At 54.3% G+C, this 15,430-nt stretch carries 14 protein-coding genes; 10 read left to right on the top strand and 4 right to left on the bottom strand.

All coding sequences use genetic code 11. The features are described from left to right. Positions 1-3: 3 nt before the first annotated feature. The 6 genes from kdpC to potE all read left to right on the top strand — a co-directional run bounded on the left by kdpC (position 4) and on the right by potE (position 8,088). Positions 4-579, top strand: coding sequence for a potassium-transporting ATPase subunit KdpC (gene kdpC, locus ACN9MQ_RS06285; RefSeq protein WP_020884974.1), 576 nt, complete (start codon positions 4-6; stop codon positions 577-579). Continuing rightward, a complete protein-coding gene (gene kdpD / locus ACN9MQ_RS06280) occupies positions 580-3,267 on the top strand; it encodes a two-component system sensor histidine kinase KdpD (protein WP_014169155.1) in 2,688 nt (895 codons plus the stop codon). Further along, positions 3,264-3,941: a two-component system response regulator KdpE gene (gene kdpE / locus ACN9MQ_RS06275; protein WP_025204661.1), complete on the top strand. Its 678-nt coding sequence runs from the start codon at positions 3,264-3,266 to the stop codon at positions 3,939-3,941. Before kdpD ends, kdpE begins: the two co-directional genes overlap by 4 nt. Before the next feature lie 278 nt (positions 3,942-4,219). Beyond that, the gene (speFL, locus tag ACN9MQ_RS06270) at positions 4,220-4,324 is read left to right on the top strand and encodes a leader peptide SpeFL (protein ID WP_106503839.1); all 105 of its coding nucleotides are present in this window, start codon (positions 4,220-4,222) and stop codon (positions 4,322-4,324) included. A 255-nt stretch (positions 4,325-4,579) separates the two neighbouring features. After that, a complete protein-coding gene (speF, locus tag ACN9MQ_RS06265) occupies positions 4,580-6,778 on the top strand; it encodes an ornithine decarboxylase SpeF (RefSeq protein WP_020884975.1) in 2,199 nt (732 codons plus the stop codon). Beyond that, positions 6,775-8,088 (top strand): putrescine-ornithine antiporter, encoded by a 1,314-nt coding sequence (gene potE, locus ACN9MQ_RS06260; protein WP_014169152.1) that lies wholly within the window; start codon positions 6,775-6,777, stop codon positions 8,086-8,088. The genes speF and potE overlap by 4 nt, the downstream gene beginning before the upstream one ends. 70 nt (positions 8,089-8,158) lie before the next feature. Here the strand turns inward: potE and pgm are convergent, their stop codons facing one another. Further along, positions 8,159-9,799 carry a phosphoglucomutase (alpha-D-glucose-1,6-bisphosphate-dependent) gene (gene pgm / locus ACN9MQ_RS06255; protein ID WP_020884976.1) on the bottom strand — a complete coding sequence of 547 codons (1,641 nt, stop codon included), beginning with the start codon at positions 9,797-9,799 and terminating at the stop codon, positions 8,159-8,161. A gap of 24 nt (positions 9,800-9,823) precedes the next feature. Continuing rightward, on the bottom strand, positions 9,824-10,372 hold the full coding sequence (gene seqA / locus ACN9MQ_RS06250; protein ID WP_020884977.1) for a replication initiation negative regulator SeqA: 549 nt from the start codon (positions 10,370-10,372) through the stop codon (positions 9,824-9,826). Positions 10,373-10,555: 183 nt separating this feature from the next. On the opposite strand from seqA, the gene ybfF reads away from it, so the two are divergent. The 4 genes from ybfF to fur all read left to right on the top strand — a co-directional run bounded on the left by ybfF (position 10,556) and on the right by fur (position 13,166). Continuing rightward, a complete protein-coding gene (ybfF, locus tag ACN9MQ_RS06245) occupies positions 10,556-11,329 on the top strand; it encodes an esterase (RefSeq protein ID WP_047357106.1) in 774 nt (257 codons plus the stop codon). Positions 11,330-11,457: 128 nt separating this feature from the next. After that, complete coding sequence (ybfE, locus tag ACN9MQ_RS06240) at positions 11,458-11,745, top strand: LexA regulated protein (protein WP_014169148.1); 288 nt, start codon at positions 11,458-11,460, stop codon at positions 11,743-11,745. Between the two features lie 155 nt (positions 11,746-11,900). Then, positions 11,901-12,431, top strand: coding sequence for a flavodoxin FldA (fldA, locus tag ACN9MQ_RS06235; RefSeq protein WP_008501067.1), 531 nt, complete (start codon positions 11,901-11,903; stop codon positions 12,429-12,431). Positions 12,432-12,719: 288 nt separating this feature from the next. After that, positions 12,720-13,166, top strand: coding sequence for a ferric iron uptake transcriptional regulator (gene fur / locus ACN9MQ_RS06230; protein ID WP_014169146.1), 447 nt, complete (start codon positions 12,720-12,722; stop codon positions 13,164-13,166). Between the two features lie 109 nt (positions 13,167-13,275). Here fur and chiQ read toward each other — a convergent pair whose 3' ends face one another. Together chiQ and chiP are read right to left on the bottom strand one after the other, a co-directional pair. Beyond that, the gene (chiQ, locus tag ACN9MQ_RS06225; protein WP_025204664.1) at positions 13,276-13,605 is read right to left on the bottom strand and encodes a ChiQ/YbfN family lipoprotein; all 330 of its coding nucleotides are present in this window, start codon (positions 13,603-13,605) and stop codon (positions 13,276-13,278) included. Positions 13,606-13,652: 47 nt separating this feature from the next. After that, positions 13,653-15,050, bottom strand: coding sequence for a chitoporin ChiP (chiP, locus tag ACN9MQ_RS06220; RefSeq protein ID WP_020884980.1), 1,398 nt, complete (start codon positions 15,048-15,050; stop codon positions 13,653-13,655). Positions 15,051-15,430: the final 380 nt, after the last annotated feature.

Below are 15,430 nucleotides of genomic sequence, written 5' to 3'. Positions count from 1 at the left end.
CAAATGACGATGTTACGTCCCGCTATACTTCTGTTTATTCTGTTGTCGCTTATTACCGGCGGGCTTTACCCGCTGGTGACCACCGCGCTGGGCCAGTGGTGGTTTAAGGATCAGGCCAACGGCTCGCTGATCATGCAAAACGGTGAAAACCGCGGTTCGCGTCTGATTGGACAGAATTTTACCGACGCCCGTTACTTCCAGGGACGCCCTTCCGCCACTGCCGAAAGCCCGTATAATCCGATGGCATCCGGTGGCAGTAACCTGGCCGGCAGCAACCCGGAGCTGGATAAAGCCATTGCCGAACGTGTAGCCGCCCTGCGCGCCGCAAATCCACAGGCCAGCCGGGAGGTGCCTGTGGAACTGGTGACGGCCTCTGCGAGCGGGCTGGACTACAGCCTGACGCCGAAGGCGGTGGCATGGCAGATCCCCCGCGTCGCGGCGGCCCGTCAGTTGACGGTGGAACAGGTGAGCAAGCTGGTCGCAGAGCATACGCAAAAACCGCTGGTCAGCTTCATCGGCATGCCCGTGGTGAATATTGTTGAGCTGAATCTGGCGCTGGACGCGCTAAGGAAAAACTAAATGACCGACGAGCCCATGCGCCCGGATCCGGACAGGCTGCTCGAACAGACGGCTGAAGCCCATCGCGGCAAACTGAAAATCTTCTTCGGCGCCTGTGCTGGCGTCGGGAAAACCTTCGCCATGCTGACAGAAGCCCAGCGGCTTCGGGCGCAGGGGCTCGATATTCTTATCGGCGTGGTGGAAACCCACGGCCGGAAAGAGACGGCAGCACTGTTGAAGGGGCTGGCGACACAGCCGCCTCGCCGTATCAGCCATCGTGGGCGTCTGGTCACGGAGTTCGATCTCGACGCCGCCCTCGCCCGCAGGCCCGCGCTTATCCTGATGGACGAACTGGCACACAGTAATGCTTCAGGCTCGCGCCACCCCAAACGCTGGCAGGACGTTGAAGAGCTGCTTGAAGCAGGCATTGATGTTTTCACCACGGTAAATGTTCAGCATCTCGAAAGCCTGAACGACGTGGTCAGCGGCGTGACCGGGATTCAGGTTCGCGAAACCGTACCCGATCCCTTTTTCGACTCTGCGGACGAAGTGGTGCTGGTCGATCTGCCTCCAGACGATCTGCGCCAGCGACTGCATGAAGGAAAAGTCTATATTGCAGGTCAGGCCGAACGCGCCATCGAACATTTCTTTCGCAAAGGCAACCTGATAGCCCTGCGCGAGCTGGCCCTGCGTCGCACGGCGGATCGCGTGGACGATCAGATGCGCGCCTGGCGTGACCTGCAAGGGCAGGAGCGCGTCTGGCATACGCGGGATGCCATTCTGCTGTGTGTGGGTCACGGTAGCGGCAATGAAAAGCTCGTCCGCACCGCAGCGCGCCTGGCGGCCAAGTTTGGCAGCGTCTGGCATGCGGTCTATGTCGAGACGCCGCAGCTTCACGCGCTGCCTGAAAACCAGCGCCGCGCGATCTTAAGTTCGCTTCGTCTGGCACAGGAGCTGGGCGCAGAAACCGCCACCCTCTCCGATCCCCAGGAAGATAAAGCCATTCTGCGCTACGCGCGTGAGCACAACCTCGGGAAAATTGTCATTGGCCGTCGTCAGCATCGTCGCTGGTTTAGCCGCGAATCCTTTGCTGACAAACTGGCCCGGCGTGCTCCCGACCTCGATCTGGTGATTGTCGCACTGGATGACAAACCCACCCCTTTACCCAACCGCGCACCGGACAGCCGCACTTTTAATGATAAATGGCGAATTCAGATCCGCGGCTGTCTTGTCGCCGTCGTGCTCTGCGCGCTGATCACCGTGATTGCCAGCCACTGGCTGATTGCCTTCGACGCGGCCAATCTGGTGATGATCTACCTGCTCGGCGTGGTCGTGGTGGCGCTCTTTTACGGGCGCTGGCCCTCGGTACTGGCAACGTTCATCAACGTCATCAGCTTCGATCTGTTCTTTATCGCGCCCCGCGGAACGCTCGCCGTTTCGGATGTGCAGTACATTCTTACCTTTGCCGTGATGCTCACCGTTGGGCTGGTGATCGGTAATCTGACGGCGGGTGTGCGCTATCAGGCCCGTATCGCCCGCTACCGCGAACAGCGCACACGGCATCTTTATGAGATGTCTAAATCGCTGGCGGTTGGCCGTACGCCGCTGGATATTGTGCAGACCAGTGAGCAGTTTATCCGCTCGACCTTTCACGCCAGCAACCTGATTTTACTTCCGGACGAACATGGGAAACTGCGCCCGCTGACCTCGGCCTCAGGTATGACGCCCTGGGATGAAGCCATTGCGCGCTGGAGCTTTGATAAAGGACTCCCTGCGGGTGCAGGGACGGACACCCTGCCCGGCGTACCGTATCAAATTCTGCCGCTGCGCAGTGCCGATAAAAATCAGGGGCTGGTGATCGTCGAACCTTCGAATCTGCGCCAGCTGATGATCCCCGAACAGCAGCGATTGCTGGAGACATTTACCCTGCTGGTGGCAAGCGCGCTGGAACGGCTGGCGCTTACCGCCAGCGAAGAACAGGCCCGTCTGGCAAGCGAGCGCGAGAGCATTCGTAACTCATTGCTGGCCGCCCTCTCCCACGACCTTCGCACCCCACTCACCGTGCTGTTTGGCCAGTCAGAAATTTTGACGCTGGATTTGGCAGCGGAAGGCTCGAAACATGCGTTGCAGGCCAGCGAGATCCGCCAGCATGTGCTGAACACCACACGCCTGGTAAATAATCTGCTTGATATGGCGCGTATTCAGTCGGGCGGATTTAACCTCAAAAAAGAGTGGCTCACGCTCGAAGAGGTGGTGGGTAGCGCCCTGAAAATGCTGGAGCCAGGCCTCGGTGGACGCCATATTGCGCTGAACATGCCCGAACCGCTGACGTTAATTCACGTTGATGGCCCGCTGTTTGAACGCGTGCTGATCAATCTGCTGGAAAATGCCGGCAAATACGCAGGAGCAAACGCCCGGATTGGGGTGGATGCCACGGTGGAAGATCACACGCTACGGCTTGACGTCTGGGATACCGGGCCGGGTATCCCTGCCGGACAGGAGTTCGCTATTTTCGAGAAATTTGCCCGCGGTAATAAAGAGTCGGCCATTCCCGGCGTGGGTCTGGGTCTGGCGATTTGCCAGGCGATTATTGACGTTCATGGCGGTACCATTTCGGCGGAGAATCGCCCGGAAGGCGGCGCACGTTTTTGTGTTAAACTTCCTCTGGAAGCCCCGCCAGAACTTAATGAATTACCAGAGGATTTGTGATCAACGTTCTGATTGTTGAAGATGAGATCGCCATTAGCCGGTTTCTGCGTGCTGCGCTGGAAGGCGATGGCCTGCGCGTTCATGACGCCGGCACGCTCCAGCGGGGTTTGATTGAAGCGGCCACGCGCAAACCTGATCTGGTGATCCTCGATCTCGGCCTGCCGGATGGCGACGGCATCGATTTTATTCGTGAGGTTCGACAGTGGAGTCAGATGCCCATTCTGGTGCTGTCAGCCCGTACCGAAGAGTCGGATAAAATCGCGGCGCTGGATGCCGGAGCGGATGACTATCTGATTAAGCCTTTTGGTATTGGCGAACTGCAGGCTCGCCTTCGTGTCGCGCTGCGTCGTCACAGCGCCACCACCCCTGCCGACCCAACATACACGTTTGGTGATATTCGGGTTGATCTGGCAGCACGGCGCATCGCTCGCGGTGAAGAGGAAATCCATCTCACCCCCATCGAGTTTCGGCTACTCGCCGTTTTGCTCAATAATCACGGTAAGGTACTCACCCAGCGCCAGCTGTTGAGTCAGGTGTGGGGGCCAAACGCCGTGGAACATAGTCACTATTTACGCATATATATGGGACACCTTCGACAAAAACTGGAAGTTGACCCCGCGCGTCCTCGTCATTTATTAACTGAAACCGGTATCGGTTATCGGTTCATGCTTTGAATAACTATTCAGTTTATTTTTAAATAAACGCCTACCCTCCCATAAAATACGCGCAAAAATAATCTCCGGGTTATTTTTTGGTGTATTTATGTCCATTCAGCACATTCATAACACAATCCGTTAACGCAACATCAACATATCAGCATTTTGATCTGCGATATTCATCAAAAGCGAATATTTATTTCTGATTTGATCGGTTAACGGTGATCTGTTTCACAGTTAATCGCTTTTTCCAGGATAAAATGTCCATGCTTTCAATTACTGAAAGGAAATGAAACATGGAAAACAATAATCGTTTAATGCCCCATATAAGGCGGACAACTCATATCATGATGTTTGCCCACCGAAACTGTTTTGACTTTCATATCTTTAATGCCCGGTAGTCCTTCGACTTCTGGCGCACCCGCTTACAGGTTATCCTGAAACACCCTATTTTACAGGCCTTTGCCTGTGAACCCGTGCGCTCATTCATCTTAATTCAGGCTCATCCGCGACCGGGCGGACTGAATTCTATTCAGCAAAAAACGCATTACTGATTTTTTAATCAGCGGCCTCCTTTTGCTGTTTTCCGGCATATTATCGATTTCTTTTCTGCAAGAAATCGAGGGAATGTTATTACCTAAAATAAAGAGAGAAAGATGAAAAGTTTAAAAATTGCAGCCAGCCGCGCCTGCCCTGATTGCTTTACCACTCACCGTGAACTGGTGGATATCAACGCCACGGATTATATTGATGTTGCCGCCATTGTTCTGGCCGTCAGCGATATTTTCACTGGTCGTATAGAAGAAATAGAAGCAACCGGATTTGGCATTCCTGTTTTTGTCGCGACGCATAAAGAAGAAATTATTCCGGCAGAGTATTTATCGCGGATCCACGGCGTATTCGAAGCATCAGACACCAGCAACGACTTCCACGGACGCCAACTGGAAGCGGCCGCGCAGAAGTATGAAACCCAACTGCGGCCGCCGTTTTTCCGGGCTCTGGTCGACTATGTCAAACAGGGTAACAGTGCCTTCGACTGTCCGGGTCACCAGGGCGGGCAATTCTTCCGCCGTCACCCTGCCGGCAATCAGTTTGTCGATTTCTTTGGCGAAACCCTTTTCCGCTCAGACCTGTGCAACGCCGACGTGGCGATGGGCGATCTGCTGATCCACGAAGGGGCACCCTGCATTGCGCAGCAGCATGCGGCGAAAGTCTTTAATGCCGATAAAACCTACTTCGTGCTGAACGGAACCTCATCGTCCAACAAAGTGGTGCTCAACGCCCTTCTCACTCCGGGCGACCTGGTCCTGTTCGATCGCAACAACCATAAATCCAACCATCACGGGGCACTTCTTCAGGCGGGCGCAACGCCGGTCTATCTGGAAACCGCACGTAACCCGTACGGCTTTATTGGCGGCATCGACGCCCACTGCTTCGAGGAGAATTATCTGCGTGAGCTGGTGTCCGAAGTGGCGCCGGGCCGTGCCCGCGACGCGCGTCCGTTCCGCCTGGCGGTGATCCAGCTGGGTACCTACGATGGCACCATCTATAACGCTCGCCAGGTCGTGGATAACATCGGCCATCTGTGCGACTACATCCTGTTTGACTCTGCCTGGGTGGGTTACGAGCAGTTTATACCGATGATGGCCGATTGCTCTCCGCTGCTGCTGGAGCTGAATGAAAACGATCCGGGGATCCTGGTCACCCAGTCAGTCCATAAACAGCAGGCCGGTTTCTCGCAGACCTCGCAAATCCACAAGAAGGACAGCCACATCAAAGGCCAGCAGCGCTATGTTCCGCATAAGCGGCTGAATAACGCCTTCATGATGCACGCGTCCACCAGCCCGTTCTATCCGCTGTTTGCTGCACTGGATATCAACGCCCGCATGCATGAGGGACAGAGCGGCCGCAACATGTGGATGGACTGCGTGGTGACAGGTATCGAAGCCCGTAAGCTGATCCTGCAGAACTGCCAGTATCTTCGCCCATTCGTGCCGGAACTGGTTGATGGCCGTCCGTGGGAAAGCTGGGACACCGCTGAGATTGCCACGGACCTGCGCTTCTTCCACTTCGTGCCCGGTGAACACTGGCACGCCTTCGAAGGCTATGCCGAACATCAGTATTTTATCGACCCGTGCAAACTGCTGCTGACCACGCCGGGTATTAACGCCCGGACCGGTGAGTACGAGGATTTCGGCGTCCCCGCCACTATTCTCGCCAACTTCCTGCGTGAAAACGGCATCGTGCCGGAAAAATGCGATCTCAACTCCATCCTGTTCCTGCTCACGCCTGCCGAGGATATGGGCAAACTGCAGCAACTGGTCGCGCAACTGGTGCGCTTCGAAAAACTGCTCGAGACGGATGCCCCTCTAAAAGAGGTGCTGCCTTCTGTCTGTAAACAGTATCCGGAGCGCTATGCAGATTACACCCTGCGCCAGATTTGCCAGGAAATGCATGAGCTGTACGCCCGCCACAACGTGAAGCAGCTGCAAAAAGAGATGTTCCGCAAGTCTCACTTCCCGCGCGTCATGATGAACCCGCAAGAGGCGAACTATGCCTACCTGCGGGGTGAGGTCGAGCTGGTCTCACTGCGCGATGCGGAAGGTCGCATTGCCGCCGAAGGCGCCCTTCCTTATCCACCGGGGGTATTGTGCGTTGTGCCGGGTGAAGTCTGGGGCGGTTCCGTGCTGCGCTACTTTGCTGCGCTGGAAGAGGGTATCAACCTTTTACCGGGCTTCGCGCCGGAACTGCAGGGCGTTTACGTTGAGGAGTGTGACGGTCGTAAGCAGGTTCGTTGTAACGTCATCAAACACGCTGCCGCTCAGCCATCGCTGCTGAAAGGAGAAAAATTATGAGCAAGTCCAATAAAATGGGCGTGGTGCAGCTGACCATTCTCACCATGGTAAACATGATGGGGTCCGGGATCATCATGCTGCCCACCAAGCTTGCGGAAGTAGGAACCATTTCGATTATCTCCTGGATGGTGACCGCAGTGGGGTCAATGGCACTGGCCTGGGCATTCGCCAAGTGCGGTATGTTCAGCCGCAAGCCCGGCGGGATGGGCGGCTACGCCGAATATGCCTTTGGCAAATCCGGTAACTTCATGGCCAACTACACCTACGGCGTCTCTTTGCTGATCGCTAACGTGGCGATTGCCATTTCCGCCGTGGGTTACGGTACGGAGCTATTCGGTGTGGCGCTGACCCCGGTGCAAATCGGGCTGGCCACCATCGGCGTGCTGTGGATCTGCACCGTGGCAAACTTTGGCGGCGCGCGCATTACCGGACAGATCAGCAGTATTACCGTCTGGGGGGTTATTATCCCGGTGGTTGGGCTGTGCATCATCGGCTGGTTCTGGTTTAGCCCCACGCTGTACGTCAACTCCTGGAACCCACACCATGTTCCGTTCTTCACCGCAGTGGGCTCTTCCATCGCCATGACGCTGTGGGCCTTCCTGGGGCTGGAATCTGCGTGTGCTAACGCCGAAGTGGTGGAAAACCCGGAGAAGAACGTACCGATTGCCGTGCTTGGCGGTACGCTGGGCGCTGCGGCCATTTACATTGTCTCAACCAACGTGATTGCAGGGATTGTACCGAACATGGATCTTGCCAGTTCCACGGCACCGTTCGGTCTGGCCTTTGCGCAGATGTTTACGCCGGGTGTCGGGAAAGTGATCATGGGGCTGATGGTGATGTCCTGCTGCGGCTCGCTCCTCGGCTGGCAGTTCACCATTGCTCAGGTCTTTAAATCATCCGCTGACGAAGGGTATTTCCCGAAAATCTTCTCCCGGGTCAGCAAAGCAGAGGCACCGGTTCAGGGCATGCTGGCGATTGTTATCTTCCAGAGTGGGTTATCTTTGATGACCATCAGCCCGTCGCTGAACAGCCAGTTCAACGTGCTGGTCAACCTGGCAGTAGTGACCAATATCATTCCATATATTCTGTCGATGGCGGCGCTGGTCATCATTCAGAAGGTGGCGAAGGTGGACGCAGGCAAAGCGAGGGTGGCGAATATTGTGGCGCTGATTGGGGCAATTTACAGCTTCTATGCGCTCTACTCTTCCGGCCAGGAAGCCATGCTGTATGGTGCGATGGTGACCTTTATGGGCTGGACGCTGTACGGTCTGGTATCACCGCGGTTTGAATTGAAAAATAAACACAGTTAATGCAAAAGCAAAACGGCAACCCTGGGGTTGCCGTTTTGACTGCATCGTGAGGGCATCAGCCCACCGCGATTTACGCGTTTTTCAGCACTTCGCTGACAATCTCTACCGCTTCTTTCTCAATCAGCTTACGGTGTTCGTCGCCGAGGAAGCTCTCACAATAGATTTTATATGCATCTTCCGTACCGGATGGACGCGCGGCAAACCAGCCGTTTTCGGTCATCACTTTCAGACCACCGATTGAGGCACCGTTACCCGGGGCCGCCGTCAGACGGGCCGTGATAGGATCACCGGCCAGCGTGCTGGCACTGACCATCTCCGGAGAGAGTTTAGACAGCGCCGCTTTCTGCGCGGAGGTCGCGCCAGCCTGAATACGGTTATAGCTTGGCGCGCCAAAGCGTGCCGCCAGCTCGTTATAGTGTTCCTGCGGATTTTTACCGGTGACAGCGGTGATTTCCGCTGCCAGCAGGCACATGATGATCCCGTCTTTATCGGTAGACCATGGCGTGCCGTCAAAACGCAGGAAGGATGCGCCCGCGCTCTCTTCACCGCCAAAACCGAAGCTGCCGTCGTGCAGACCGTCAACAAACCATTTGAAGCCTACCGGTACTTCCACCAGCTTACGGCCCAACGCCTCAACCACGCGGTCAATCATCGCCGAGGAGACCAGCGTTTTACCTACAGCCACCTCTTTGCCCCACTGCGGACGATGCTGGAACAGGTAGTTGATGGCAACCGCAAGATAATGGTTCGGGTTCATCAGCCCTGCCGGGGTGACAATACCGTGGCGGTCATAATCCGGGTCGTTGGCAAACGCCAGGTCGAATTTATCACGCAGCGCCAGCAGGCCCGCCATCGCGCACTCGGAAGAGCAGTCCATACGGATGGCGCCGTCTTTATCCAGGTGCATAAAGCGGAAGGTCTGATCAACGTGATCGTTAACGATGGTCAGGTTCAGCTTGTAATGCTCTGCGATGCGTTTCCAGTATTCGATACCGGAGCCGCCGAGAGGGTCAACGCCCAGCTTCAGACCGGCTTTCTGGATGGCCGCCATATCGACGATATCCGCCAGACCTTCCACAAATGGCTGTACCAGATCCTGCTCTTTCACATGGCCGGACGCCATGGCCGCATCCAGAGAGAGGCGTTTCACCCCTTTCAGGCCATCCGCCAGCAGCGCATTGGCACGATCTTCAACCACTTTCGTGACGTTCGTGTCTGCCGGTCCACCGTTAGGCGGGTTGTATTTGATCCCACCGTCTTCCGGCGGGTTGTGTGATGGGGTGATCACAATCCCGTCAGCCAGCGCGCCGCCTTTTTTGTTGTGGACAAGGATCGCGTTAGAGACCGCAGGGGTCGGCGTGAAGCCGTTATTTTCCTGAACAATGACGTCAACGCCATTCGCCGTCAGCACTTCCAGCACGGAAATGAACGCCGGTTCAGACAGAGCATGGGTATCTTTTCCCACATAGCACGGACCGGTAACGCCGTTTTTAGCGCGCTCTTCCGCGATGGCCTGAGCAATAGCCAGAATGTGCGGTTCGTTAAAGCTATGGCGCGCCGCGCTACCACGGTGGCCAGATGTACCAAACTTCACTGCGTGTTCTGCGTTGCCCACGACCGGTTTCAGCACGTAATACTGCGCGGTCAGCTGAGCGACGTTAATCAAATCGCTTTGTTGTGCAGGTTGGCCTGCACGGCTGTGATTTGCCATTACCGGGTCCTTCTGATGCAAGGGTTAAATTGTACCGCAAACCTTTTCAATCAATTCCGCCGGGAACTGCATGGACTGCATGATGTGTTCAACCATGCTGCACTTGCGGCCCGTATTGGTATTGGTGATGACCCAGTACGGTGTGCCCGGGACATGTTTAGGTTTGGTTTGGTTGCCATTTTGCAGCAGCGTTTGCTCGTCGCCTGCGAAATAGACGCGGGTACGACCGTGCAGCGACTCGGTCGCTTCAGCAAACGCTTTGTTATCCAGTGAATAGAGTGTAGACAGCACCAGCATGAAGCGGTTAACCGCTTTTTTCTGCTCGGCGTACTCATCAGAGAGCAGCAACTCGCGCATCGCACGTACTTTGTCTTTCACTTGCGCGACGGCAGGTTTTGCTTGTGCAACAACGTTTTGTTGAGACACGACATCTTTAGTGACTGGGGTAGCAGGCTGTGAGGCGGCGGAAATTTTAAGCATGCGCCGTAAAATGTCGGACGCACTCTCCCCGATATGCCGCGTCTGGCTGGCAATATACTGATAGAGTTCGTCATCAACTTCGATTGTTTTCATCTTAATCCAGTGCGATATCTTATCTGAATACAAGTCGTTGGGATTATAAAGTTAAATTCCAACAGCGGATAGCGTCAAACCAGGTTGGCGGCAAAAGTCAGATTAAACTGGAACCTTGCAGCCGGGCGGCAGAATGGTCAACATGATACCCTAACCTGACATACGTAAAAAAAGAACTTTGCCATGAAATTGAATACCCGAGCGCAAACTGCACAATCGCCGAACAATAATTCTCCCATCGTACTGGTTCACGGGCTTTTTGGCAGCCTGGATAACCTGGGGGTGCTGGCGCGCGATCTGGTTACCGATCACGATATTCTGCAGGTCGATATGCGAAATCACGGTCTTTCCGGGCGTTCAGAGGAGATGACCTACGCGGCAATGGCCCAGGATCTGCTCGATACGCTTGATGCCAACCATCTTCAGAAGGTGACGCTCATCGGGCATTCTATGGGCGGCAAGGCGGTAATGGCCCTGACGGCGCTGGCACCGGACAGAATCAACGGTCTGGTCGTGATCGACGTTGCCCCGGTGGATTACGACGTGCGCCGTCATGACGACATTTTTGCTGCCATCACTGCGGTGACAGAGGCTGGGGTTTCAACCCGCCAACAGGCCACAGCCGTCATGCGCGAACATCTTAATGAAGAAGGCGTTATTCAGTTTCTGCTGAAGTCGTTTGTCGACGGCCAGTGGCGTTTCAACGTGCCGGTACTCTGGGCGCAGTACAACAACATCGTCGGCTGGGATACGGTGCCCGCCTGGCAACACCCTACCCTCTTTATTCGCGGCGGTAACTCCCCTTATGTCACCGACGCCTACCGCGACACCTTGCTGGCGCAATTCCCGCAGGCGCGCGCCCATGTCATCGCCGGTGCCGGACACTGGGTTCACGCGGAAAAACCTGACGCCGTGTTACGCGCCATCCGCCGCTATCTCTCTGATACTGCGAATTGATTAAAAAGAGAGCGACTGGAAGGTTGCGGGCTTCCAGTCGTTGGCGTGCCGTTTTTGGTGATGTATGATGGCGCGCTCATCGCCCGGGCAATAGCAGGGCGGCTTGTTTCCCCCGAAGTCTCAGAATCATGGCCAAAGAACAAACGGACCGTACGACACTAGATCTGTTCGCGAATGAGCGTCGACCGGGACGACCGAAAACGAATCCGCTTTCGCGCGATGAACAGCTGCGTATTAATAAACGCAACCAGCTTAAACGCGATAAAAATCGTGGGCTTAAGCGTGTCGAACTGAAGCTCAATGCCGACGCCGTCGATGCGCTTAACGAACTGGCTGAAGCGCGTAATATCAGCCGTAGCGAGCTCATTGAAGAGATGTTGATCGCCCAGCTTGAGACGTTGCGCCGCCAGGCATAAGTCTGAAAATCCCCTTTCTTACCCTTTTCATGTAGCACAGAGTGCAGTCCTGCGCGATAGCTGTTTCCGCGGGGTTGCCAGTTCTGCTATTATTGCCCTTATCCGTGGACAAATTGCGCCACCATACCATTAAGTTTCAAGAGGTTATTTTACTCATGGCAATCATCGGCATTTTCTTCGGCAGTGATACCGGCAATACCGAAAATATCGCAAAAAACATTCAAAAACAGCTCGGTAAAGACGTTGCCGATGTGCATGACATCGCCAAGAGCAGCAAAGAAGATCTCGAAGGCTATGACATCCTGTTGCTGGGTATCCCAACCTGGTACTACGGTGAAGCCCAGTGTGACTGGGATGATTTCTTCCCGACGCTGGAAGAAGTGGACTTCAACGGCAAGCTGGTCGCCCTGTTTGGCTGCGGCGATCAGGAAGACTACGCTGAGTACTTCTGTGACGCGCTGGGCACTATCCGCGATATCATTGAACCGAATGGTGCAGTTATCGTAGGCCACTGGCCGACTGCAGGTTATCACTTCGAAGCGTCTAAAGGCCTGGCCGATGACGACCACTTCGTGGGTCTGGCGATCGACGAAGACCGTCAGCCAGAACTGACCGCAGAGCGCGTTGAGAAGTGGGTGAAGCAGATCCGCGAAGAACTGCACCTGGACGATATTCTTAACGCCTGATTGTTAGTGTGGCGCAACCCCGGTTGCGCCCAGGAACCGGGTCAAACGATTAAATTAATCGCTACAATCTTTTAACTTTTTCGCCCAGACCTGTACAATGTCTCCCAGGTAAAATGGGGTGCCATTGAGTAAGTTTGTCGGTGATACCACGTTTTTATAAGCATACTTTGCCTGAGACTTGCAGTTTTCATTTAGCCATGGCAGTTCTATAATGAGACGCATTATTCCAGGTGCATTTTCTGTCACTTCCTCCAGAAGTGAATCGTTTAGCAACAGGACAGATTCCGCATGACTGACAACAATACCGCATTAAAGAAGGCTGGCCTGAAAGTTACGCTTCCTCGGTTAAAAATCCTTGAAGTGCTTCAGGGTCCAGACAATCACCATGTCAGTGCGGAAGACCTTTACAAGCGTCTTATCGACATGGGTGAAGAGATTGGGCTGGCAACCGTCTATCGCGTGCTGAACCAGTTTGATGACGCGGGCATTGTTACCCGTCATAATTTCGAAGGCGGTAAATCTGTATTCGAACTGACCCAGCAGCAGCACCACGATCACCTGATCTGCCTGGATTGTGGCAAGGTCATTGAATTTAGCGATGATTCCATCGAAGCACGTCAGCGTGAAATCGCTGCTCGTCATGGTATCCGCCTGACCAACCATAGCCTGTATCTGTATGGTCACTGTGCTGAAGGTGATTGCCGCGAAGACGATCACGCACACGACGCCAAATAAGTCGAACTTTCATACTCTGAGCCAGCCGCAAGGTTGGCTTTTTTTTGCCTGTCACCCGGCGAAAAAAAAGCCCGGTAAGCACAGCGCCACCGGGCCTTAACACGCTTAATTAATTTCCGTTGTTACTGCGTATTTCCTTCCAGATCTGGTCGCAACGCTTCGCCACTTCCTGATCGTTACCGGTTTTACGCGCCTGAATACAGGCCTGATAGTCCATTACGCGAACATTTTCCTGCGTCGCAAACTGCTCATGCGCCTTCTCTTTCTTCAGCACATTCAGCACGCTCTGGCAGGCTTCAATTTTCTCCGGTGAGCCTTCAGCGGTGTTAATGCAGGCGCTGTAAGCCTCCTTCAGGCGAGAATCTTCTTTCGGTGCCGGGTCCTGGGCGCAAGCCACCAGCCCCGAGGCCAGCAACGCGACGATTACCATTTTTTTCATCATGTGCAGTCTCCTTTCCGGCGGGACGGAACCCGCCGGAGCGATCATCAGAAGATAGTGAATGGTGCGATAACCATGAATTTCACGTCACGTTCATCCTGGAAGATGTTGCCGTAACCGCCCGCGTAGCTTGGAATATCAGAGTGGTTGTCATACTGCGTGAAGTGCAGCTTGAACATCGTGCCTTTCGCACGTCCGTCCTGCACGGTATAGATGGCATCCAGGCTGTAAGAGGACTCTTTCAGACGGTAGTTCGGATCGTAGTACGCATCCGGTGTGGCCATGTCGCCCGGTTTGGCGTCCCAGGCATACGCGTAGGAGGCGCCCACCGCCCAGCCCGGCAGGTTCCAGTTTTTCAGGTCATACATTGCGCCGAAGAAGACCGCTTTTTCGCCATCGGCGTTGAAGTCAGAGCGGTTATCCCACCAGATATCCAGACGACCGTTGGAAGATGCGTAAGTCGGGGTCATACGCTGCAGGAAGTAGCCCTGCTGCCCTTCCGCCTTCACCCATGTCCCTTCCAGACGCAAATCCACCTGCCCCACTTTGTAGCCAAAGGTCAGCGCCTGCAGCCAGGCCGTGCCGTCATAAATATCGTTGACGCCACCATCGCTGACTTTGTCTCGCGTTCCATAGAACTGGTAACTGGTACTCAACGGACTCCCTGCGATATCAAACTTGTAGCTGGCTTTGGCAAAATACTGATCGATATAGCCTTCAGCCTGACCAAAGGCGGCTTCTAACACGAGGTCGTTTTTAAAATCGTACTTCGCACCCAGCGAGTGGAGGTAATCCACTTTGGTCTTTTTATCGTTCTGGTAAAACTTATCCATTTCGATATGCCACGGGGCTTTGTATTCGTTGGTCCACATATAGGAGAAACTCAACGCACCCGCATCACCGTAGTCAAAGTTAGCGCCAGCTTCAGCGCCCTGGTAAGTACCAGGCATAAAACTCCAGTGTGGCGCTAACAGGGTTTGGCCAGTTGGCTGAATATATCCGCCGCGCGCCCAGACTGGACCATATTTGAATTTTGCAGCGGCTTTATACAGACTGATACCGCTTTTATCGCCGGACCAGTCTTCTTTATAGGCCTTATTGCTGGACGAGAAGGCAATTTCGTTCGGGTGTCCGCTGTCGCCATTTTCCGCCATTTCAATTGCCGTGAATGCGGCAATATCCAGGCCGAACATATCGGCGGCATAGCCTGACTGGAAGTCGAGGTTGGCGTTCCAGGTAGAGTGAGAAAGGTTGGTTTTGTATTTGTCTTCGGTAACGTCTTTACGGTCACGTTCACGCTGCCAGTAATAAATACCGCCCGTGAGGGTAGAATCTTCGATGAAACCTGCTGCCTTAGCCTCTGGCGCAATCACCAGGCCTGACATTGCTGTCACACCGGCGATAGCCAGCGCCAGCGCACTACGTTTGCCACTGAACGTACGCATAGATTATTCCTCTTTGACGAATTAAAACGCCTGAACGGCGAAAAAGATAAAAGACCAAAAGGTCAGGGGTAGTCAGAAATACCCTCGAATTAACTACCGCCTTTAGGTTATTTTTCGCGACGCGAATTATCAATGCTTTTCCGTGGGCAAAAGTCAGGATTATGACGAAGTGCACATAATTAGTAGTGCTTTGTAACATTTAGCGGGAGACGAGATTTGGCGGGGCAAGTCATTAAATTTAAGTCAGTAATTGTGTAAATTACTGGTTATTTTCAGGCCTTCACTATTTTCAGAAATATACAAACTTTTTTTAGAAAAATAAGTAGCACCACATTGACCTGAATATTGCGCAGACATTATTTTTGCTCGCGCTTAACGAT

Origin of the sequence: Enterobacter sp. R-25, assembly GCF_049913205.1 — a bacterium.
GTDB classification, from domain to species: Bacteria; Pseudomonadota; Gammaproteobacteria; order Enterobacterales; family Enterobacteriaceae; genus Enterobacter; species Enterobacter ludwigii.
Note: the sequence above shows the minus strand (reverse complement) of the source record. Positions and strands in the feature narration are given on the sequence as shown.

What these genes read in the sequence shown, in the direction of transcription:
- potE (WP_014169152.1), top strand. Translation starts at nt 6,775, where the DNA reads ATGAGCAAGTCCAATAAAATGGGCGTGGTGCAGCTGACCATTCTCACC.
- fldA (WP_008501067.1), top strand. Translation starts at nt 11,901, where the DNA reads ATGGCAATCATCGGCATTTTCTTCGGCAGTGATACCGGCAATACCGAA.
- ybfE (WP_014169148.1), top strand. Translation starts at nt 11,458, where the DNA reads ATGGCCAAAGAACAAACGGACCGTACGACACTAGATCTGTTCGCGAAT.
- pgm (WP_020884976.1), bottom strand. Translation starts at nt 9,799, where the DNA reads ATGGCAAATCACAGCCGTGCAGGCCAACCTGCACAACAAAGCGATTTG.
- kdpC (WP_020884974.1), top strand. Translation starts at nt 4, where the DNA reads ATGACGATGTTACGTCCCGCTATACTTCTGTTTATTCTGTTGTCGCTT.
- seqA (WP_020884977.1), bottom strand. Translation starts at nt 10,372, where the DNA reads ATGAAAACAATCGAAGTTGATGACGAACTCTATCAGTATATTGCCAGC.
- fur (WP_014169146.1), top strand. Translation starts at nt 12,720, where the DNA reads ATGACTGACAACAATACCGCATTAAAGAAGGCTGGCCTGAAAGTTACG.
- chiQ (WP_025204664.1), bottom strand. Translation starts at nt 13,605, where the DNA reads ATGAAAAAAATGGTAATCGTCGCGTTGCTGGCCTCGGGGCTGGTGGCT.
- kdpD (WP_014169155.1), top strand. Translation starts at nt 580, where the DNA reads ATGACCGACGAGCCCATGCGCCCGGATCCGGACAGGCTGCTCGAACAG.
- ybfF (WP_047357106.1), top strand. Translation starts at nt 10,556, where the DNA reads ATGAAATTGAATACCCGAGCGCAAACTGCACAATCGCCGAACAATAAT.
- speF (WP_020884975.1), top strand. Translation starts at nt 4,580, where the DNA reads ATGAAAAGTTTAAAAATTGCAGCCAGCCGCGCCTGCCCTGATTGCTTT.
- speFL (WP_106503839.1), top strand. Translation starts at nt 4,220, where the DNA reads ATGGAAAACAATAATCGTTTAATGCCCCATATAAGGCGGACAACTCAT.
- chiP (WP_020884980.1), bottom strand. Translation starts at nt 15,050, where the DNA reads ATGCGTACGTTCAGTGGCAAACGTAGTGCGCTGGCGCTGGCTATCGCC.